The organism is Streptomyces sp. NPDC001153 (genome assembly GCF_053598315.1).
This window is the reverse complement of sequence record NZ_JBSFJZ010000013.1, coordinates 178,607-197,669: the sequence shown is the minus strand read 5'-3', so window position 1 is coordinate 197,669 and position 19,063 is coordinate 178,607. Positions and strand designations below refer to the sequence as shown.

Sequence of the window (19,063 nt, the reverse complement as noted above, 5' to 3'; positions counted from 1 at the left end):
GACACCCGCGGGCATCATCACTCCTCGACCTCGATGCCGAAATCCCGGACGAGCCCTTCCAGACCGCCCGTGTAGCCCTTGCCGCCCAGGACGAAGTCCCAGTCGCCGTTCGACCTGCGGCGGAACGAGCCGAGCACCAGGGCGGTTTCGCCTGGCCGCCCGTCGGAGACTCGCAGTCGTCCCAACTCGGCCAGCGCCGGGTCGAGCAGGCGGATGCAGGCGTCCGTGAAGCTGGAGAGATCGGCGTTCGGGTCGGCCTCCGGGTCGACGGCGGCCACCAGTACCAGTCGATCAGCGTCATCCGGCAGTCCGTCGAAGGAGACGCGGAGGGCGGCCCTGTCGGGTGCGGTGGCCGGGAGGGCACGGACAGAGCCGTCCGGCGTCTGCGGGTTGTTGTAGAAGACGAAGTGATCGTCGCTGAGGACGCGGTTGCCACGGCAGACGAGAGCGCACACGTCCAGGGCGACACTTCCGGTCCAGGACATGCCCAGGACGTTGTGCTCGTCGGGCAAGCGAGTGTCCACGACCGTCGGCGTCCGCTGTGCCACGGCACGACGGGCGCCATCTCCCAAGCGTCCCCGCAGGCCGTGACGATGCAGCAGGTCGACGAGTTCGGTTCCCGAGATCAGCTCCAGCGGCTTGCCGTTGGCGAAGGTGTGTGAGCCAGGGCCGAACCTCGAGGTCGTGACGAGCACACCCTTGTTGGCGCCGGTGTCCTGAACGGTCCCGTACAAGTCACGCACAGCGGTGGGCGGCACCGTGTTGCGGTAGCGCTTCACCTGCACGACGATCTTGCCGCCTCGGATCGGCGTCGGATCCAGTGCGTCGACGTCCACGCCGCCGTCGTTCGAGCGTTGCGTGGTGACCGCCTGCATCCCCATGGCGCGGAAGAGTTCGGCAACGAGGTTCTCGAAGGCGATGGGGTCCATGTCGAACAGGTCGGGTTCCTCGTCGCTGCCCTGCGTGACGACACGATGCCCGACCTCCTGCGGCCGACGGCTCGGCCGCACCGGCGTGAGTTGGTCGGGGCGGGCCGAGAGCTGCCCGCGCAGGGCATCGGCCAGACAGCTGCCGGCGTCCACCTGTGCCAAGCGCAGGTCGCGGAATGTCGAGCGTGGAGCCATGACCGTCGCCAGGTAGATGTGGCCTGGGCGGCCCGTCGTGGGGTCGTGTCCGTCCACGAACCCGTTCAAGGTCACCGACTCGAGCGCGCCCAGCTCGTCCGCGGCGAAGAGTTCGTGCAGCACGAGCAGCATGCACTGTGCCAGGACCTCCCGGTACAGGGACCGACGCTGACCCACTGGCCGGGGAGTCTCCTTGTCCTGGTCCGCACCGGGCATGTATCGAACGGACTTGACCTCGGGTACGACGCTGTAGGCGGGCAGCTCCCAGTCCAGCACCAGCTGTCCGGCTGCCGGGTCATAGGCTGCTGCGATCTGGCGTGGGAAGCCCTCAGGCCACGCAGTGGAGGCGTAGAGAGCGGCCGAGAAGTACTCGACCACGGAAGCGGGGTCGTGGCGTCTGACGCCTTCCGTCAGCTCGACGACGCCGGCGTTGTGCCGCCGCACCTCGGCCAGCTGGGCATCGGCCCATTCCCGGTACTCGCGTTGGTACGACGCCAACTGTTGCCGCCGCTGCGCCTCCGCTGCCTGGGCCGCGTGCCAGTCCTGCTCGAAGCGCGCCCTGGCCTCGGCCTGAGCCTGGGCGCGGCGACCGGCGGTCCATCCGCGGTCTGTCGGGTAGTGAGCGAAGTGCGGCATGGGCACGGGCTGCGCCAATGGTCCCGGAGCGAAGGGCTCGATCTCTTCGGTGCGCATGAGAGAGGAAGCCCTGAACGCCGGAGCCTGGCAGCCCGAGGCGAGAAGCTCTTGCAGCGCCGTGACCTGGGCGTCCAGTTCCTCGGTGCGACGGAGCGCCTCCGCCTGCCTGTGCTCGCGGTAGTTCTGGGCTGCCTGCCGTTGATACGCACGAGCCTGCTGTGCTTCCTGTCTCTGTCGTCTGGCTTCGGCCTCCCTCTGGCGCTGCTGCTGCCTCTGCATCTCAGCCCAGACGCCGACCAAGCCGTGAGAACGACGACTCATGTGTGTGCAGGCCCTCCCCAAGGCGCGCCGGCTGTCCCCGCAACCAGTTGTGACGGAACGACTTTATCCAGCGATGCCCGTATCGCACATCCACCGGGCAAGGCCACCGCCGGCAGAAGGGTCTGTGAGCGCCGCGCGGGATGCGAGGGGGCCCTGCCGCACGCCTGTCCGTCGCCCCCGCGCCCCGCCGGCCACCCAGGGGTACGGCCTGGTGCAGGCCGGAGAACTGGAGCGGGCGGCACGGCGGTTGCCTGAGGAACAGCCGTATCCGGTGGCGGACGAGGCGCTCGCGCATCTGCGGGCGTAGGCCGGCGGCAGCGGGCCGCCGGTCGGGTCAGGCCGCCTTGACGACCTCGCCACGGATCGCCTCGGCCCACTCGACCACCAAGAGCTCGTACTCCGCGCGCTCCTGAGCCGACAGGGTGCCGCCCGCACGCAGCCACAGTGCCCGGATCTGCTCGTTCACCTCGGCGGCAGACCGCACGGAACCAGAGGGCGGGACATCGGGGGACATGCGGACAGCCTAGGGGTAAGCACTGACACTGCGCTACCGTCCGGCTACCCAGAAGGTATGCGGTTGGTCACCGTCACCGACACCTGACCGCATCGGCACCCGGCCGCGGCAGAACCGGGGTAGGCCCCGACTCCCGGACTGTTCCAGGCGCTGGAAGGTCAAGGGACGTTCACGTGTCCGTGGTGTTGACCGGTCCCGGCGTCGCCGCTTACGTTGCAGCACAGGAGAAAGCGCTTGCTACATTGCTTGCCGTATTCCTCGCTATTGCTTCCGCACTGTCGGCCCGCGCGCCCGCCGTACCGGAGGAGTGCTGAACTCGCCTATGCCGCCCTCTCCCCTCCTGCCCAGGCCCGACCGCCCTCGTCCGGCAACCCCGTTCACCGGCCGGCGCATCCGGGCCGCCGTCATCGGCACCGGCGCCATCGGGCGCGGCTCCCATCTGCCCGCGCTGGCCCAACTCGCGCGGGAGGGTGAGACGGAGGTCGTCGCCGCCGTCGACATCGACCAGGACGCCGTCGAGGCCTTCTGCGCCGGGTCCGGCATCCCGCACGCCTACACCGACCTCGACCGGATGCTGGCCGAGCAGCGGCCCGACCTGGTCAGCGTCTGCACCCCGCCCACCCTGCACCGCGCGCAGACCGTGGCCGCGCTGAGCGCCGGGGCATGGGTGTGGTGCGAGAAGCCGCCGGTGCCCTCGCTCGCCGACTTCGACGCGATCGAGGCGGCGGAGGGCGCGGACGGCGGGCCGTACGCGGCGATCGTCTTCCAGCACCGGTTCGGCTCCGGATCCCGGCATGTGCGCCGACTGCTCGCCGAAGGCGCCCTCGGGCGGCCCCTGGTGGCGCACTGCCAGACCACGTGGTACCGCGACACCGCCTACTACGCCGTGCCCTGGCGCGGCCGCTGGCACACCGAGGGCGGCGGCCCGGCCATGGGCCACGGCATCCACCAGATGGACCTCCTGCTGGACCTGCTCGGGCCGTGGAGCGAGGTGCGGGCCATGGCCGGGCGGCTGGTGCACGACGTCGAGACGGAGGACGTCTCCACCGCCCTGGTCCGCTTCGGGAGCGGCGCCCTCGCGACCGTCGTCAACAGCGTGCTGAGCCCCGACGAGGTCAGCCGCATCCGCATCGACTGCGAGCGCGCGACCGTCGAACTGACCCACCTCTACGGGCACGCCAACGACGACTGGCGCATCACCCCGGCCCCGGACGTCCCCGCCGAACTGGCCGAACGGTGGCGGGACTTCGGTCCGGACGTGCCCAGCTCGCACCTGGCCCAACTGCGCGAACTGGTCGCGAGCATGCGCGCGGGTGACCGGCCCCGCAGCAGCGGCGCCGACGGGCGTACGAGCCTGGAGCTGATCACGGCCCTGTACAGGTCGGCCTTCACCGACACCACCGTCCGCGCCGGCGAGATCGGCCCCGGCGACCCCTACTACACCGCCCTGCACGGCGGCGCCCCCGGCTGGGCACCGGCGACGGCCGAGGAGGTCACGGCATGACCGGCGGCGGGCTGCGGGTGGTCCACGCGCACGGCGAACGGATCAGCGTCTGCGAACCGGTCACCGGCGTCGAGCTCTTCGCCTACGTCTACCGTCCCGAGGCCGCCTGGGAGGCGCCCCGGCCCTACCTCCACCCGGTCCGCACCCTCGCCGGCGCCGTCGTCACCGACTACCGCCCGAACGACCACCGCTGGCACAAGGGCCTGTCCCTGACCGCCTCGCACCTGTCGGGGGCGAACCTGTGGGGCGGCAACACCTACGTGCACGGGCAGGGGTATCTCGAACTGCCCGAGCGGGTCGGCTCGATGCGCCACGCCGGCTTCGACGAGATCTCCGCGGCCGACGGCCGGGCGGTGGTCGCCGAGCGGCTGACCTGGCATCCGTACGACGGTCAGCTGTGGGCCGAGGAGCAGCGGCGGATCGAGGTCCACGACGTCGACCCGGACTCCGGTTCCTGGGCGCTGACGTGGACCAGTGCGATCACCAACCGGCGCGCCGTACCGCTCCGCTTCGGCAGCCCGACCACCGCCGGGCGCGAACTGGCGGGCTACACCGGGCTGTTCTGGCGCGGTCCGCGTGCCTTCCGGGAGGGGCGGATCCTCGGGCCCGAGGGGGAGGGGCCCGAGCTGATGGGCACCCAGGCGCCCTGGCTCGCCTACTGCGGCGAACACGACGGCACCGACGGCCGTGCCACCCTCGTCTTCGCGCACGCCCCGGAGAACGACCACTCCGGCGCGGGCGGAACCCACCCCGCCCACTGGTTCGTCCGCAATGAGCCCTTCGCCGCCGTCGCCCCCTCCTGGTCCTTCTTCGAGGAGCTGGAACTCGCCCCCGGCGACACGCTCCGCCGCCGCTACCGGGTCGTCGTGGCGGACGGGGCCTGGCAGCGCGGGGACGTCGTCGAGTACCTGCAGGCGCATCCGTGGTGAGCGCCGGGGAGCACACGTTCACGGGTCTGCCCGGCGGGGTCGCCGTGTCCCGGCTGTGCGTGTACGACTGGCCCGCCGCCGACGGGGTGGGCGGCGGAACTCCCCATGTTCATCTGGCCTGTTCGGAGGCGTACGTCGTCACCGGCGGCCGGGGCGCGGTGCAGACGCTGACCGCGTCCGGCCAGGAGGTCACCCCGCTCGCGCCCGGCACGGTCGCCTGGTTCACGCCGGGCACCATCCACCGGCTGGTCAGCGAGGGCGATCTGCGCATCACCGTCCTCATGCAGAACAGCGGGCTGCCGGAGGCCGGGGACGCGGTGCTCACGCTTCCCCCGGAGTACCTGGCCGACCCGGAGACGTACGCCGCCGCCACCACGATCCCGGCCGACGTCCCGGAGGCCGAGCGGGGGCGGCTCGCTCGCGCTCGGCGTGACCTGGCCCTGGAGGGCTACCGGGCGCTCCGCGAGGCCTCGGGGCCGGAGCCCCTGGCCGCCTTCCACCGGGCCGCCGCCGCGCTCGTACGGCCGCGGATCGCCGAGTGGCGCCGGCGCTGGAGGAGCGGTGCCGCCGCTGCCGCCGCGGCCACGGGGGAGCAGCTGGATCGCCTGGAACGGGGTGACGTCGCGCACCTCGCCGAGGCGGTCGTACGGGCCGAACTGCCCGTTGAGCAGGGCAGGTTCGGGATGTGCGGGCGGCTGGACGTCTACCCGGGGCCCTAGCGGTCCTGCGGGCGTGCGGTGGTCCGTCCGCGCCGTGGCCGTGGAACAGGCCCGCAGCGGCAGATCGTGGCCGGTCGGCCCGGTCGCCCGGGCGGGTAGCCTTGAGAGGCGGGGAAGGGCCCGATGCGCAGGGAGGCCCGATGAAGTACGTGGTGTTCTACGAGTCGGCCGACGACCTGGAGGAGAAGGCGCCCGCCCACTTCGCCGCCCACGTGGCCCGCTACCAGCCGTTCGTCGAACGCGGCGAGCTGCTGCTGATCGGCCCGTTCGCGAACCCCCGGGAAGAGGGCTCGATGGCCGTCTTCCGCACGCGCGAGGCGGCCGAGGAGTTCGTCGCCGGTGACCCGTTCGTCCTGCACGGAGTGGTGAAGGCCTGGCACATCCGTGAGTGGAACGAGGTCCTCACGGCGCCCTGAGCCTCACGCCGCCGCCGGGCCGGTGCGCGTCCAGCCCGGCGCCTGCGGATGGGCCGTGAGGTCCTCGTGGCGGACCTCCTCGCCGCAGGCCCGGCAGGTGACCACCGGGACCAGTTCATTGCCGCAGCTGTGCTCGACGGCCATGGGCAGGTCGGCGCCCTTGCGGATGTGGCGGTCGCCCCACTCCTTGAGCGTCATCAGGACCGGCTCCAGCTCCAGCCCCGCCTGCGTGGCCCGGTACTCGAAGCGCTGGGGCCGCTCGCTGTAGGCGCGCCTGGTGAGGATGCCCGCCTCCACGAGCCGGCGCAGCCGGGCGGCCAGGACGTCGCGCGGGGCGCCGATGTTGCGCACGAGCTGGTCGAAGCGGCCGTTGCCCAGGCACACCTCGCGCAGGACGAGCAGGGAGTACTTCTCGCCGACCACCGCGAGGGCGTCGGCGATGGAGCAGGGGCGCGGGTCTTTCGTGGCGGCCATGAGGGCCAGTCTAGAGGAGGGTTTGTTTTTCCAACCCAGCGAGCTATGGTGAGTTTGGATTTCCTACTCACCGGTAGCTGTCGTAGCCCGCCCCCCGGCCCGCTGCGGACAGCCAGGCGGCCAAGGAGGGCCCCGCCATGCGCGACGCAGTGATCGTCGAAGCCGTACGCACCCCCATCGGCAAGGGCAAGCCGAACGGCTCCCTCGCCCACGTCCACCCCGTGCAGCTGCTCGCCCACACCCTGCGCACCCTGGTCGAGCGCTCCGGCGTCGACCCCGCGCTGATCGACGACGTCATCGGCGGCACCGTCGACCAGGTCGGCGAGCAGGCCATGAACACCACCCGGTACGCGGTCCTCGCCGCCGGCTTCCCCGAGACGGTCCCGGCGACCACGGTGGACCGCCAGTGCGGCTCCTCCCAGCAGGCCGTGCACTTCGCCGCGCAGGGCGTGCTGTCCGGGGCGTACGACCTGGTGGTCGCCTGCGGTGTGGAGTCGATGAGCCGGGTGCCGATGTGGTCCAACGTGCCCGCCGGCAAGGACCCGTTCGGTCCGGGCGTCGCCGAGCGCTACCCCGAGGGCCTGGTCCCGCAGGGCATCAGCGCGGAGCTGATCGCCGCCAAGTGGTCCCTCACCCGCGCCCGGATGGACGAGTTCGCCGTCTCCTCGCACCGCAAGGCCGCCGCGGCCTGGGACACGGGCCTGTTCGACGCCGAGATCGCGCCGCTGGACGGTGTCGCCCGCGACGAGTGCGTCCGCCCCGGCAGCAGCCCGGAGGTCCTCGCCGGCCTCAAGCCCGCCTACTACGACGCCGGCTTCGCCGAGCGCTTCCCGCAGATCGAGTGGAACGTGACCGCGGGCAACGCCAGCCCGATCAACGACGGCGCCTCCGCCGTCCTGATCACCTCCAGCGACACCGCGGCCCGCCTCGGCCTGCGCCCGCTCGCCCGCCTGCACAGCTTCGCCGTCACCGGTTCCGATCCGCTGCTGATGCTGACGGGCGTCATCCCGGCCACGGAGAAGGTGCTGCACAGGGCGGGGCTGAGGATGGCCGACATCGACCTCTTCGAGGTCAACGAGGCCTTCTCCAGCGTGGTGCTGGCCTGGCAGCAGGAGACCGGCGCCGATCTGGCCAAGGTCAACGTGCACGGCGGCGCGATCGCCCTGGGTCACCCGCTCGGCGCCAGCGGCACCCGGCTGACCACCACCCTGGTCCACGCCATGCGCGAGCGTGGCGCCCGTTACGCCCTGCAGACCATGTGCGAGGCGGGCGGACTGGCCAACGCGATGATCCTCGAGGGCGTCTGACCGGAGACCCTCACCGGCCGCGCAGGTGGTGACGCTTGCGCCAGGCCACCACCGCGCCCAGCAGCGCCGGTACGGCGATACCGGCCATCGCGATCAGGAAGGCGGGAGACGTCGGCGCGGCCGCGCGGGCGCCGGCGACCGCGTAGGCGGCGGTGTTCGGGATCGAGCCGACGGCCGTGGCCAGCAGGAACGGCCACCAGCGCATACGGGAGACGGCCGCGATGTAGTTCGCCGCCCAGAACGGCACGCCGGGGAAGAGCCGGGCCGCCAGCATGGACCGGAACCCGTGCCGGCTCAGCTGGCCGTCGGCCGCCTTCAACCAGCGGCCCCGCAGCAGCGGGCGCAGCGCGTCCTGCCCGAGCACCCGGCCGAGCCCGAACGCCACGCCCGCCCCGAGCACCGTCCCCGCCAGCGACGTCACCAGCCCCAGCTGCGAGCCGAACAGCGCGCCCGCCGCCAGATTGAGCAGGGGACGCGGCACGAACGCCACGGTGCACAGCCCGTACGTCACACCGAACACCGCGGCCGCCGCGGCTCCGCCCAGCTGCGGCGGCCACCCGTGCGTCAGCAGCCGCTGCGGCTCGAAGGCCAGCACGCACGCGGCGGCACCGGCGAGCAGGGCGAGCAGCAGTGACAGCCGGGCATGGGGATGCGCCAGCGCCCGCGCACACCGCCCGGCGAACCCGGCGCGGGGCAGCGGTGACACGGGTACGACGAGCTCCGTGGCGGCGGCCGGGGGAGAGGCCGTGGCGGTGCCAGAGCGGTTGGCATCGAGCATCCGGTGACATTAACCGACGAGCGCGTGTGATCGCCGTCAGGTAGGCCGCACCGAGCGGGTCCGGGCACCTCGGGCACCCGGACCCATGGACCCATGTCCTACGCGGCGAGCGCGTGACCGGGGTGCAGTACCACCTTGGTGTAACCCTCGACCCGCTTGTCGAACTTCTCGTACGCCTGTGGCGCCTGGTCCAGCGGGAGCTCGTGGGAGACCACGAAACTGGGCTTGGCGCGCCCGGCGATGATCAGGTCGCGCAGCTGGCGGTTGTACCGCTTGACGTTGCACTGACCGGTGCCCATCTGCTGGCCCTTCTCGAACATCTTGCCGATGGAGACCAGTAGCTGACCGTGCTTGGCGTGCTCGTCGGGGCCGCCCGGGTCCGAGGGCACGTACAGACCCGGCACACCGAGCACGCCCGTCGGCCGTACCGTCATGACCAGCTCATTGAGGACGATGGCCGGTTCCTCGTGGCTGGCGTCGTGTGCCTGGGCCTGGTAGCCGACGGCGTCGACACCCTTGTCGGTGCCCTCGCCTGCGGTCTGCTCCTTGATCTGCTCCGCCGGGTCGCCCTTGGTGAAGTCGATCGGGATGGCCCCGATCTCCTCCGCCTTGGCGAGCCGCTCGGGCACCCGGTCGACGGAGAACACCTTCGACGCACCGCGCAGCAGTGCCGAGTAGGCGGCCATCAGCCCCACCGGTCCGGCGCCGTAGACGGCCACGCTCTCACCGGGGGAGACCTGGGCGAGTTCGCAGCCGTGGTAGCCGGTCGGGAAGATGTCGGCGAGCAGCACGAAATCGGTCTCGAACTCGTCACCCGGAGGCAGTTTCAAACAGTTGAAGTCGGCGAACGGCACCCGCAGCAGCTCGGCCTGTCCGCCCTTGTACGGGCCCATCGCCACATAGCCGTAGGCCCCGCCCGCGAACCCGGGATTGACCGTCAGGCAGAAGCCGGTCTTCCCGGCGAGACAGTTCTTGCAGAATCCGCAGGCGACGTTGAACGGCATCACGACACGGTCGCCCTGGGACAGGGAGGTCACACCGCTGCCGACCTCCTCGATGATGCCGAGGTTCTCGTGCCCGAAGACGATGCCCGACTCGGCCGCCGTGCGGCCCTCGTACATGTGCAGGTCCGAGCCGCATATGGCGCTCGACGTGACGCGTACGAGCACATCGTTGGGATGCTGGATCCGGGGATCCTGGACGTCCTTCACCACCACGCTGAAAGGCTCTTCGTAGACGACGGCTTTCACGTCTGTCACCTCCGCCGCTGTACCACCGCTACTTCCAGGTAACGCCGGTGCGGAAGGGGGTGCAACCCCCGTCGCGAGGGCCGCTGAGCTGGGGTTCGCGCCGGATGTCCGAACGTGCATTCGATAGTATGGTTCGTTCATGACTGCCACGGGCGCGACCCCGCCGCATGTGCCGCGCAGTGCTCTCGCCGACACCGTGCTGGAGCGGGTGACGGCCGTGTTCGCGGCCGCCGCCGATCCCGGTCGGGCCGGACCGATGCGGGCGTACATGAAGGACGTGGCGCCCTTCCTCGGCATCCCCACCCCGTACCGCCGTGCCCTGTCCCGCACCGTCCTCGCGGGCACCCCGCGCCCCGACGAGGCCGACTGCACCGCGATCGCACTGCGCTGCTGGGCGCTGCCCGAGCGTGAGTACCACTACTTCGCGGTGGACTGTCTGCGCCGGCACGCCGGACGGTGCTCCTCCGGCCTCCTGCCGGTGATCCGGTACCTCGTGACGACCGTCCCGTGGTGGGACACCGTCGATGCGCTCGCGGCGCACGTGGTCGGCCGGCTGGTCGCCGCCGACCCCGCGCTCGGCGCGGACATGGACGCCTGGATCACCGACGGCGACCTGTGGCCGGTGCGCACGGCCCTGCTCCACCAGCTGACCCGCAAGGAACACACCGACACCGACCGGCTGTTCGGCTACTGCCTGCTCCAGTCCGGGCACCCCGACTTCTTCATCCGCAAGGCGATCGGCTGGGCCCTGCGCGAGTACGCCAAGACCGACCCCGAGGCCGTACGGGCCTTCCTGGCGCGCGAGCGGGGCCGGTTCGCCCCGCTGACCGTCCGGGAGGCGCTGAAGAACATCGGCGCCTGAGCAGGCCTCGACGCGGGCTCCACCGCAGGCCCCAACTCGCCGACCACCGAAAATCGTTCGACGCGGGACATCTGCTCGGCGATGATCGACCCATGTTCCGGTACGCCTTCCTCCTCGCAGCATCCGCCGTCGCGGATGCGCCGAAGGCTGCCGTCCTGATCCTCGTGGCCGCTGTCGACGGCGCCCGAAGCTGACCCTCCCCGGAACGTCCGGCGGACCCCGCAGGGGGAGGGTCGGCCAGTCCCCGGGGTCCCGATTCTCCTTTCAAGGCTGAGAGGCTTCGAGGTACAGCCATGTCCAAAACGGCCTACGTGCGCACCAAGCCGCACCTGAACATCGGCACCATGGGTCATGTCGACCACGGCAAGACCACCCTGACCGCCGCCATCACCAAGGTCCTCGCCGAGCGCGGCACCGGCACCTTCGTGCCCTTCGACCGCATCGACCGGGCCCCGGAGGAGGCCGCGCGCGGCATCACCATCAACATCGCGCACGTCGAGTACGAGACCGACACCCGGCACTACGCCCACGTGGACATGCCGGGCCACGCCGACTACGTCAAGAACATGGTCACCGGCGCCGCACAGCTCGACGGGGCGATCCTCGTCGTGTCCGCGCTCGACGGGATCATGCCGCAGACCGCCGAACACGTGCTGCTCGCCCGGCAGGTGGGCGTCGACCACATCGTCGTCGCGCTCAACAAGGCCGACGGCACGGACGACGAGGAGCTCGTCGACCTCGTCGAGCTGGAGGTCCGCGACCTGCTCACGGCGCAGGGCTACCCGGGCGACGCCGTACCGGTCGTACGGGTCTCGGGGCTGCGGGCGCTGGAGGGCGACCCGCGGTGGACGGCGGCCATCGAGGCGCTGCTCGACGCGGTGGACACCTACGTGCCCATGCCGGAGCGGTACCTGGACGCGCCGTTCCTGCTGCCGGTGGAGAACGTGCTCACCATCACCGGCCGGGGCACGGTCGTCACCGGCGCGGTGGAGCGGGGGACGCTCCGCCTCGGGGACCGGGTGGCGGTGCTGGGTGCCGAGGTCGAGACCGTGGTCACCGGCCTCGAGACCTTCGGCAAGCCGATGCAGGAGGCGCAGGCCGGGGACAATGTGGCGGTGCTGCTGCGGGGCGTGCCACGCGACGCCGTGCGGCGCGGGCATGTCGTGGCGGCTCCCGGGAGCGTGGTGCCCGCCCGGCGGTTCTCGGCGCGGGTGTATCTGCTGTCCGGACGCGAAGGGGGTCGTACGACCCCGGTGGCGACCGGGTACCGGCCGCAGTTCTACATCCGGACCGCGGATGTGGTGGGGGACGTCGACCTCGGGGAGGCGGGGATCGCCCGGCCCGGGGAGACCGTGGAGATGACGGTCGAGCTGGGGCGGGAGGTTCCCCTGGAGCCCGGTCTCGGCTTCGCCATCCGTGAGGGGGGCAGGACTGTGGGAGCCGGGACGGTGACCACTGTGGAGTGAGGCCGGTGTCGCGCTCGCCCACAATGGAGAAGTGAACGCATCGATACCCGTCACCCGCGCCACCGACCACGGCACCGCCAAGCTGATGCCCGACGTCGACCGGGAGCGGGCCTGGCTGCTCACGGTCGACGGAGCGCCACAGTCCTACGTCGATCTCGATGAGCCGACGTACCTGGAGTTCGAGTACGCGCGGCGCCTCGGGCACGTGCTGGACACCGTTGCCGAGGCCGGACGGCCGCTGGACGTGGTGCACCTGGGCGGGGGAGCGCTGACCCTGCCCAGGTACGTGGCTGCGACGCGGCCCGGCTCGCGGCAGGACGTCGTCGAGGCCGACCGGGGGCTGCTGGACCTGGTCGCCGAGTATCTGCCGCTGCCGGAGGGCCCGGGCATCGCGGTGCACGCCGCCGATGCCCGGGCCTGGCTGGAGGCGGCCCCGGACGATCACGCCGATGTGCTGATCGCCGACGTCTTCGGCGGGTCCCGGGTGCCGGCGCATCTGACCACGCTCGCCTACGCGCGGGAGGCCGAGCGGGTGCTGCGCCCGGGCGGGGTCTATCTGGCCAACCTCGCCGACGCCGCGCCGTTCGGGTTCCTGCGGTCCCAACTGGCCACGTTCTCCGCCGTTTTCGAGGAGCTGCTGCTGATCGCCGAGCCCGCGGTGCTGCGCGGCCGGAGGTTCGGGAACACGGTGCTCGTCGCCGCGCACCGGCCCCTGGACACCGCCGTCCTGGCCCGGCGTACCGCGGCGGACGCCTTTCCGGCGCGGGTCGAACACGGGGCGTCGGTGCGGGAGTTCACCGGTCCGGCGCGGCCGGTGGAGGACGCCGAGGCCGTACCGTCACCCGAGCCTCCCGGCGGGTCGTTCGGCATCGGCTGACCCGACGGCGCCCCGATCTGCAGCATCCTGGACAACCTTTCCGCCCACACCGGTGCCGACGTCCGCCGCGCAGACCGGGGCCGTCGCGTCACCTTCGCCAGAACAGGTGGTGTGTCACGCCGCTCGGGCTGGGCACGACCTCCAGGTGGAACCGGTCGAGCAGCTCATCGGGGGACTCCCACAGCCGTAGTCCGGGCCCGAGCTTCACCGGCGAGACCGCCACGTGCATGGTGTCGACGAGGTCGGCATCGAGAAACTGCCGGACGGTGGTGACCCCGCCGCCGAGCCGGACGTCCTTGCCCCGTGCCGCTTCCCGCGCCCGTTCGAGGACCGCGGCCGGGTCGCCGTCGACGAAGTGGAACGTGGTGTCGGAGAGCGTGAACGACGGGCGCGTGTGGTGGGTCATGACGAACACCGGTGTGCGGAACGGGGGCTCCTCCCCCCACCAGCCGCGCCACTCATGGTCCTGCCAGGGCCCGCGCTGGGGCCCGAACTTGTTGCGGCCCATGATCTCGGCACCGATGTTGCGCGCGAAGTCTCGCGTGAAGTAGTCATCGAGGCCCCGGCTTCCCCCGGCATCCGTGCGCATGGGCCAGCTCGCCGTGGCTCCGGCCCAGGCGAACAGCCTCTCGGGATGGTCGTGGCCGAACGGCCGCTCGAGACTCTGGTGCTCACCGGCACCGATTCCGTCACTCGAGACGGTGAAGTTCATGACTCTCAGTAGTTGATCCACGGGTGTCCTCGGCAGGTCCTGTCGCGTCGTCGTGTGGCGGGGCGCCGCACATCATGACGTCGAACGGGACGTGGCCGGATCGACAGCGGCCCACAACTTCTTCCGAGGCGCGTCGGGAAGCGCCACCGCCGGCGGTGTGGTCGTGGCGGACGTCACCGCCTCGGCCCGTTCCCCGCGCCGCATGCCTCGGGCAGGCCGAGCGGCCGGGTTCAGCCGCCGATGTCGAGTGGCTGACGGCGGATCCGGGAGTGGTTCCGGCCCTGGAAGGTACGGCGGTACGCGGCGGGTGAGACGCCGATCGCGGCGGCGAGGTGCTGGCGCAGTGAGGAGGCGCTGCCGAACCCGGCGTGCTCGGCGACCTGGTCCACCGGCAGGTCGCTGGACTCCAGCAGCCTGCGGGCGAGTTCCAGCCGCTGGGCGGTGAGCCACTGGCCGGGGGTCCGGCCGGTCTCGGCGAGGAAACGACGGCTGAAGGTGCGCACGCTCATACCCGCCTGGGCCGCCAACTCGGCGAGCTGGATGGGCCGGTGGAGCTGCTGGAGGGCCCACTCGCGGGCCCCGGCGGTGTCGCTGCCGCTGTCATCGGGGACGGGGCGGGCGATGTACTGGGCCTGCCCGCCGTCCCGCCACGGCGGAACGACGCAGAGGCGGGCGACCTGGTTGGCGACCTCGCTGCCGTGGTCGCGGCGGATCAGGTGCAGGCAGAGGTCCATCCCGGCGGCGGCGCCGGCCGAGGTGAGCACGTCGTCGTCGTCCACGTAGAGCACGTCGGTGTCGAGCGGGGTCCGCGGGTACAGCTCGCGGAAGCGCTTGCTGTGCGCCCAGTGCGTGGTGGCGGGCCGCCCGTCGAGCAGTCCGGCGGCGGCGAGGACGAAGGAGGCCGTGCAGATCGACACCAGGCGGGTCCCTGGCCGCAGCTGGGCCAGAGCGGTGGCGACCGGTTCGGGGAGCGGGCCGCTGCCGCCGATCGGGTCCTTGACGGCCGCCACGATCAGGGTGTCGGCGGTGGCGATCACGCCTGCGTCGTGCTCGACGGCGATCGAGAAGTCCTCGCTGGTCCGCACCGGCCGGCCGTCCGGGGTGCAGGTGAGCACCTCGTAGAGCCGGTTCCCGTCCGGGCCGTGGGCGAGGCCGAAGGCCTTGGCGGGGATGCCGAGTTCGAAGGGGACGACGCCGGGGAGGGCGAGGACGACGACGCGGTGCCTGGTCTGCTGCATGGCCAGATTCTCTCACTTATTGGCAATCTGGCCACTCGTTTGGGCCGCCCGGCGGCGCCAGGCTGTGGATCAACCGCGAACGAGACGGGGGAGTGATTCCGGATGGCGGAGAAGATGCTGGCCGTTGCCTTCGAAGAGCCGGGTGGGCCGGAGGTCCTGAAGGTCGTGGAACGGGAGCGGCCGGTACCCGGTCCGACGGAGATCCTGGTCCGCGTGCACGCGGCCGGCGTCAATCCGGTGGACTGGAAGACCCGGGCGGCCGGTGTCCTGTACCTGCCTGGTGACGGCATCGTGGGGTGGGACGTCTCGGGTGTGGTGGAGGCCGTCAGCCGCGGCGTGAGACTCTTCCGGCCGGGCGACGAGGTGTACGGCATGCCGGGCTTTCCGCGGATGGTCGGCGGCTATGCGCAGTACGTGGCCGCTCCGGCACGCCACTTCGCCCCCAAGCCGGCCGGACTCGACCACGTGCAGGCGGCGGCCCTGCCGCTGGCCGCGCTGACGGCCTGGCAGGCCCTGGTGGACACGGCGGCCCTGCGGGAGGGACAGCGCGTCCTGGTGCACGCCGCGGCGGGTGGCGTGGGGCACCTGGCGGTGCAGATCGCCAAGGCGTACGGCGCGTACGTCATCGGCACGGCCGGCGCGGGCAAGCACGGGTTCGTGCGGGGGCTGGGCGCGGACGAGGTGATCGACTACACGGAGGTCGACTTCGCGTCCGTCGTCTCCGATGTGGACGTGGTGATCGACCCGATCGCCGGGGACTACCAGGAGCGCTCGCTGTCGGTCCTGCGCGACGGCGGCACGTTGATCACCCTTCCGGCTCGCGAGACCGAGGCGCTCGCCTCGGCTGCGGCCGCGCGCTCCGTCCGCTCCGGCTTCATGCTGGTCGAGCCCGACCGGCGAGCGCTGCTGGCCATCACGGAGTTGGTCGAGACCGGCAGGCTCAAGGTCCACGTCGACGCCGTCTTCCCGCTGGCGGACGCCGCCAAGGCCCACGAGCTCGGTGAAACCGGCAGGACCGCGGGGAAGTTGGTGCTCACCGTCGACTGATGGAACGTCACTGCCCGACCACAACGCGCAAAGAGGCTTCTCATCGTGGCCAGCAGCCAGAAATCAGCCGGCCCGCCGTTGGTGGCCGCGCGAGCTGACGCCATTCCCTGGACGACGATATCGGTGGTCTTGTCCGCCCTGTTCATGGCGGTCCTCGACTCGTTCATCGTCGTGGTCGCCGATCCCTCGATCGTGGCGGGCCTACACGCCTCCGCCGGCGATGTCCAGTGGGTTCTGGCGGGTTATCAGCTGAGTTACGCGGTCTTCATCATCACCGCCACTCGCCTGGCCGACCTGTACGGCCGCAGGCGGATCCTCCTTCTCGGGGTGGCCCTGTTCACTCTGTCATCAGTCGCGTGTGCGCTGTCACCGAACGCGGGCAGCCTTGTCGCCGCGCGCGTCGTCCAGGGCCTGGGAGCGGCCCTGATGGTTCCCCAGGTGTTCGCGTTCGTCACCGTGCTGGTGCCGGCAGCGAGGCGGCACAGCGTCTACGGCGCGGTCGGCATCGTCATGGGGATGGCCACCATCGGCGGACAACTCATCGGCGGACTGCTGATCGGTGCCAACCTGTTCGGCTCCGGCTGGCGCCTGGTGTTCTGGGTGAACGTGCCGATCGGGACCGCCCTGTTCCTGCTCGCCGTTCGGCACCTGCCGAAGACCGGCTCGGCTGCCACCCGCAAGCTGGACGTGCCCGGCGTCCTGGTGCTCAGCGCGGCCCTCTTCCTCTTGGTGCTCCCGCTGATCCAGGGGCAGGAGGCGGGCTGGCCATGGTGGGTCTGGGCCTGCTTCGCGGGCAGCGCGGTCGCGTTCGGCTCGTTCGTCGCGGTCGAGCGGGGCCTGGAACGGCGGGGCGGGGATCCGCTGGTACCGCTGGCGCTGTTCAGACAGCGCTCGTTCTCGCTCGGGATCATTCTCGTCCTGGCCCTGTACGCGCTGATCTACTCGTACTACCTGGCCTTGTCGGTGACGATGCAGCAGGGCCTCGGGATGTCGGCGCTCGGCGCCGGCCTGGTCCAGGCGCCGGCAGCCACCGCGTTCTTCGTGTTCAGCATGGTGGCGAGCCGGATCATCCCGACATATGGACGACGTGTCCTTGAGGTCGGGGCGATCATACTGGCGAGCGGTTACCTGGCGGCCGGCCTCTTGCTGGTCTCCGGCCCGCGGATCACTCCGCTGCTCGTGATCCCCGCCCTCGTTGTGCAGAGCGTCGGTGGGGGACTGGTCATCACTCCGGCGCTCAATACGGTGCTGAGCCGCGTCACACCGGAGTCGGCGGGTGTCGCGTCCGGGGTCCTGTCCACGGCCCAGCAGTGTGGCGGAGCGCTGGGCGTCGCCGTTGTCGGAGCGGTCTTCTTCGGCTCGTTCCATCCCGCGGCAGTAGGCAGGGTTGCCGCCGCCGGCCACGCCTTTGCCGTCGCGTCGTTCGGGGTGTTCGTCCTCGCTGTCACAGCGGGCATCGTCGTCTTCCTTCTGCCGAAGCGGGCGGCGGCCCAGGGCTGAGCGCGAGGATCACCCGCCATGGCCGGGCCGCGGATGCGGCGGGTCCAGCCGTAGGGACGTCCGGGCAGGTCAGCTGCCCGGACGTCCGCCTTTTGGAAGGCCCACGGCTCGACTGGGCTCGCGCTTTCGCCCATGGCTACCGGCGGCCCCTCAAAACCATGCCGGACGCTGCGCCGCGTGCTTCCGCCGCGCTGCCCGATGCCCCCGCACCCGCCGTTGTCGCCGCACCGCCGTTGCCGCGGCGCCCGCCTCGGCCTTGTCGTTCGTGTTCCGGCCCACCGGGACGCGGCGGGCCGGAACACCCGGCGGGCTCACTGATTCGTCGGGTCTCCGTGCAGCCGGACGGTGCCGAGGATCTTCAGCACGGTTGCCTTGGACACCTCGCCGTTCACTCCCTTGGCGCCGTAGAAGTCGAACGACACGTAGTCGTGCGCCGAGTTCTGGAAGCCGAACGTGAGCGCCTTGCCGTCGGACACACACTTGCCCTTCCGTGGCGTGTGGGTCGACTGGGCCCACGCGTAGCTGCCCTCGACACCCGAAGCGGACTTGAAGGATGTGGGTTTCTTGTCCCACGAGATGCTCTTCTTGTCCGGCATGGTGTAACCGCCGTAGATCCACCAGGGCGGTGTGTTGATGGCGATCTCGTCCGTGTTCTTGGCGCCGCTCGCCCCCTTGGTGCCCACGACCGCCAGCGGGGTGTCCTCGGTGCGGCCGTCCTTGTCGTCGTCCGAGGTGCACCAACTGGACTTGTACTCGGCGAGACCCGACATGGTGATGCCCTTGTCCTTCTCGCTCTTCGGGAAGGTGAAGCCGACCGCGACGCCGGGGGACTGGACCTCCCACTCCGCCGGCACGTCGAACGCGACGCCCCACTTGGGGTTCACCACGACCTTCCAGCCGGGAATGGTCGGCTTCTCCGTCTCGGCTCCGCGCGGGTCGTCCGTCACCGACGGACTGGCCGTGGTCTGGGAGGCGGGCGACTGGCTCGCGTGCTGCCCGCCCTTGCCGTCGGCCTGGTCCTTCTTGTCGTTCTTCCCGCCGAGGACGAGATAGCCGGTCACTCCGGCGGCCACCACGACCGCCGTGGCCGCGGCGATCGCGATCAGCCTGGTGCGGCCGCCGCCGGACTGCGGCGGCTGCGGGACGGGCACGGTGGGCGGCTGCTGCTGCCCCCACTGCGGCTGCTGACCGTACGGCCCGGCCTGCGGATACTGCTGGTATCCCGGCTGCTGGTACGGGTTCGGCTGCTGGTAACCCGGCTGCTGGTACGGATTGTGCTGCGGGTTGTTCTGCGGGTTCTGCGCGCCCCCTGGCGGCTGCTGATCTGGCCACATGGCCAGTAACCCTAGTGCCGCCAGGGACACGATTCGGTCACCGGCCCTCGTCAGG

18 protein-coding genes are annotated in these 19,063 nt (G+C 71.4%); 10 read left to right on the top strand and 8 right to left on the bottom strand.

Annotation, left to right across the window (positions count from 1 at the left end):
* Positions 1-17: 17 nt before the first annotated feature.
* Positions 18-2,081, bottom strand: coding sequence for a restriction endonuclease (locus tag ACWDEN_RS17460; protein WP_351615886.1), 2,064 nt, complete (start codon positions 2,079-2,081; stop codon positions 18-20).
* Between the two features lie 334 nt (positions 2,082-2,415).
* Positions 2,416-2,595, bottom strand: coding sequence for a hypothetical protein (locus ACWDEN_RS17455; protein ID WP_351615888.1), 180 nt, complete (start codon positions 2,593-2,595; stop codon positions 2,416-2,418).
* 322 nt (positions 2,596-2,917) lie between these two features.
* Here ACWDEN_RS17455 and ACWDEN_RS17450 point away from each other — a divergent pair, with 322 nt between their 5' ends.
* The 4 genes from ACWDEN_RS17450 to ACWDEN_RS17435 all read left to right on the top strand — a co-directional run bounded on the left by ACWDEN_RS17450 (position 2,918) and on the right by ACWDEN_RS17435 (position 6,163).
* Positions 2,918-4,099 carry a Gfo/Idh/MocA family protein gene (locus tag ACWDEN_RS17450; RefSeq protein ID WP_351615891.1) on the top strand — a complete coding sequence of 394 codons (1,182 nt, stop codon included), beginning with the start codon at positions 2,918-2,920 and terminating at the stop codon, positions 4,097-4,099.
* Positions 4,096-5,028, top strand: coding sequence for a DUF6807 domain-containing protein (locus tag ACWDEN_RS17445; protein ID WP_351615893.1), 933 nt, complete (start codon positions 4,096-4,098; stop codon positions 5,026-5,028). Before ACWDEN_RS17450 ends, ACWDEN_RS17445 begins: the two co-directional genes overlap by 4 nt.
* Positions 5,025-5,747, top strand: a complete 723-nt coding sequence (locus tag ACWDEN_RS17440; protein WP_450859575.1) for a cupin domain-containing protein — start codon at positions 5,025-5,027, stop codon at positions 5,745-5,747. Before ACWDEN_RS17445 ends, ACWDEN_RS17440 begins: the two co-directional genes overlap by 4 nt.
* Positions 5,748-5,887: 140 nt before the next feature.
* Positions 5,888-6,163, top strand: coding sequence for a YciI family protein (locus ACWDEN_RS17435; protein ID WP_351615898.1), 276 nt, complete (start codon positions 5,888-5,890; stop codon positions 6,161-6,163).
* A gap of 3 nt (positions 6,164-6,166) precedes the next feature.
* Here ACWDEN_RS17435 and ACWDEN_RS17430 read toward each other — a convergent pair whose 3' ends face one another.
* Positions 6,167-6,637 (bottom strand): winged helix-turn-helix transcriptional regulator, encoded by a 471-nt coding sequence (locus ACWDEN_RS17430; RefSeq protein WP_450859574.1) that lies wholly within the window; start codon positions 6,635-6,637, stop codon positions 6,167-6,169.
* Positions 6,638-6,774: 137 nt separating this feature from the next.
* Between ACWDEN_RS17430 and ACWDEN_RS17425 the strand changes: the two genes are divergently transcribed.
* The gene (locus ACWDEN_RS17425) at positions 6,775-7,944 is read left to right on the top strand and encodes a thiolase family protein (protein ID WP_351615904.1); all 1,170 of its coding nucleotides are present in this window, start codon (positions 6,775-6,777) and stop codon (positions 7,942-7,944) included.
* A gap of 10 nt (positions 7,945-7,954) precedes the next feature.
* On the opposite strand, the gene ACWDEN_RS17420 is transcribed toward ACWDEN_RS17425, so the two are convergent.
* Positions 7,955-8,722, bottom strand: coding sequence for a TVP38/TMEM64 family protein (locus tag ACWDEN_RS17420; RefSeq protein WP_351615906.1), 768 nt, complete (start codon positions 8,720-8,722; stop codon positions 7,955-7,957).
* Between the two features lie 98 nt (positions 8,723-8,820).
* Positions 8,821-9,972, bottom strand: coding sequence for a glutathione-independent formaldehyde dehydrogenase (locus ACWDEN_RS17415; protein ID WP_351615937.1), 1,152 nt, complete (start codon positions 9,970-9,972; stop codon positions 8,821-8,823).
* 139 nt (positions 9,973-10,111) lie between these two features.
* On the opposite strand from ACWDEN_RS17415, the gene ACWDEN_RS17410 reads away from it, so the two are divergent.
* From ACWDEN_RS17410 to ACWDEN_RS17400, 3 genes are all read left to right on the top strand, one after another.
* On the top strand, positions 10,112-10,834 hold the full coding sequence (locus ACWDEN_RS17410; protein ID WP_351615908.1) for a DNA alkylation repair protein: 723 nt from the start codon (positions 10,112-10,114) through the stop codon (positions 10,832-10,834).
* 293 nt (positions 10,835-11,127) lie between these two features.
* Positions 11,128-12,300 (top strand): elongation factor Tu, encoded by a 1,173-nt coding sequence (tuf, locus tag ACWDEN_RS17405; protein WP_351615911.1) that lies wholly within the window; start codon positions 11,128-11,130, stop codon positions 12,298-12,300.
* A gap of 31 nt (positions 12,301-12,331) precedes the next feature.
* Positions 12,332-13,177 (top strand): spermidine synthase, encoded by an 846-nt coding sequence (locus ACWDEN_RS17400; protein ID WP_351615914.1) that lies wholly within the window; start codon positions 12,332-12,334, stop codon positions 13,175-13,177.
* Between the two features lie 88 nt (positions 13,178-13,265).
* Here the strand turns inward: ACWDEN_RS17400 and ACWDEN_RS17395 are convergent, their stop codons facing one another.
* Complete coding sequence (locus ACWDEN_RS17395) at positions 13,266-13,910, bottom strand: dihydrofolate reductase family protein (protein WP_351615916.1); 645 nt, start codon at positions 13,908-13,910, stop codon at positions 13,266-13,268.
* 209 nt (positions 13,911-14,119) lie between these two features.
* Positions 14,120-15,127: a GlxA family transcriptional regulator gene (locus ACWDEN_RS17390; RefSeq protein WP_351615919.1), complete on the bottom strand. Its 1,008-nt coding sequence runs from the start codon at positions 15,125-15,127 to the stop codon at positions 14,120-14,122.
* A 102-nt stretch (positions 15,128-15,229) separates the two neighbouring features.
* Between ACWDEN_RS17390 and ACWDEN_RS17385 the strand changes: the two genes are divergently transcribed.
* Together ACWDEN_RS17385 and ACWDEN_RS17380 are read left to right on the top strand one after the other, a co-directional pair.
* A complete protein-coding gene (locus ACWDEN_RS17385) occupies positions 15,230-16,174 on the top strand; it encodes an NADP-dependent oxidoreductase (protein ID WP_351615922.1) in 945 nt (314 codons plus the stop codon).
* Between the two features lie 123 nt (positions 16,175-16,297).
* The gene (locus ACWDEN_RS17380; protein WP_450859573.1) at positions 16,298-17,674 is read left to right on the top strand and encodes an MFS transporter; all 1,377 of its coding nucleotides are present in this window, start codon (positions 16,298-16,300) and stop codon (positions 17,672-17,674) included.
* A 311-nt stretch (positions 17,675-17,985) separates the two neighbouring features.
* Here ACWDEN_RS17380 and ACWDEN_RS17375 read toward each other — a convergent pair whose 3' ends face one another.
* A complete protein-coding gene (locus tag ACWDEN_RS17375) occupies positions 17,986-19,008 on the bottom strand; it encodes a hypothetical protein (protein WP_351615928.1) in 1,023 nt (340 codons plus the stop codon).
* Positions 19,009-19,063: the final 55 nt, after the last annotated feature.

What these genes read in the sequence shown, in the direction of transcription:
- ACWDEN_RS17460 (WP_351615886.1), bottom strand. Translation starts at nt 2,081, where the DNA reads ATGAGTCGTCGTTCTCACGGCTTGGTCGGCGTCTGGGCTGAGATGCAG.
- ACWDEN_RS17455 (WP_351615888.1), bottom strand. Translation starts at nt 2,595, where the DNA reads ATGTCCCCCGATGTCCCGCCCTCTGGTTCCGTGCGGTCTGCCGCCGAG.
- ACWDEN_RS17450 (WP_351615891.1), top strand. Translation starts at nt 2,918, where the DNA reads ATGCCGCCCTCTCCCCTCCTGCCCAGGCCCGACCGCCCTCGTCCGGCA.
- ACWDEN_RS17445 (WP_351615893.1), top strand. Translation starts at nt 4,096, where the DNA reads ATGACCGGCGGCGGGCTGCGGGTGGTCCACGCGCACGGCGAACGGATC.
- ACWDEN_RS17435 (WP_351615898.1), top strand. Translation starts at nt 5,888, where the DNA reads ATGAAGTACGTGGTGTTCTACGAGTCGGCCGACGACCTGGAGGAGAAG.
- ACWDEN_RS17430 (WP_450859574.1), bottom strand. Translation starts at nt 6,637, where the DNA reads ATGGCCGCCACGAAAGACCCGCGCCCCTGCTCCATCGCCGACGCCCTC.
- ACWDEN_RS17425 (WP_351615904.1), top strand. Translation starts at nt 6,775, where the DNA reads ATGCGCGACGCAGTGATCGTCGAAGCCGTACGCACCCCCATCGGCAAG.
- ACWDEN_RS17420 (WP_351615906.1), bottom strand. Translation starts at nt 8,722, where the DNA reads ATGCTCGATGCCAACCGCTCTGGCACCGCCACGGCCTCTCCCCCGGCC.
- ACWDEN_RS17410 (WP_351615908.1), top strand. Translation starts at nt 10,112, where the DNA reads ATGACTGCCACGGGCGCGACCCCGCCGCATGTGCCGCGCAGTGCTCTC.
- tuf (WP_351615911.1), top strand. Translation starts at nt 11,128, where the DNA reads ATGTCCAAAACGGCCTACGTGCGCACCAAGCCGCACCTGAACATCGGC.
- ACWDEN_RS17390 (WP_351615919.1), bottom strand. Translation starts at nt 15,127, where the DNA reads ATGCAGCAGACCAGGCACCGCGTCGTCGTCCTCGCCCTCCCCGGCGTC.
- ACWDEN_RS17385 (WP_351615922.1), top strand. Translation starts at nt 15,230, where the DNA reads ATGGCGGAGAAGATGCTGGCCGTTGCCTTCGAAGAGCCGGGTGGGCCG.
- ACWDEN_RS17375 (WP_351615928.1), bottom strand. Translation starts at nt 19,008, where the DNA reads ATGTGGCCAGATCAGCAGCCGCCAGGGGGCGCGCAGAACCCGCAGAAC.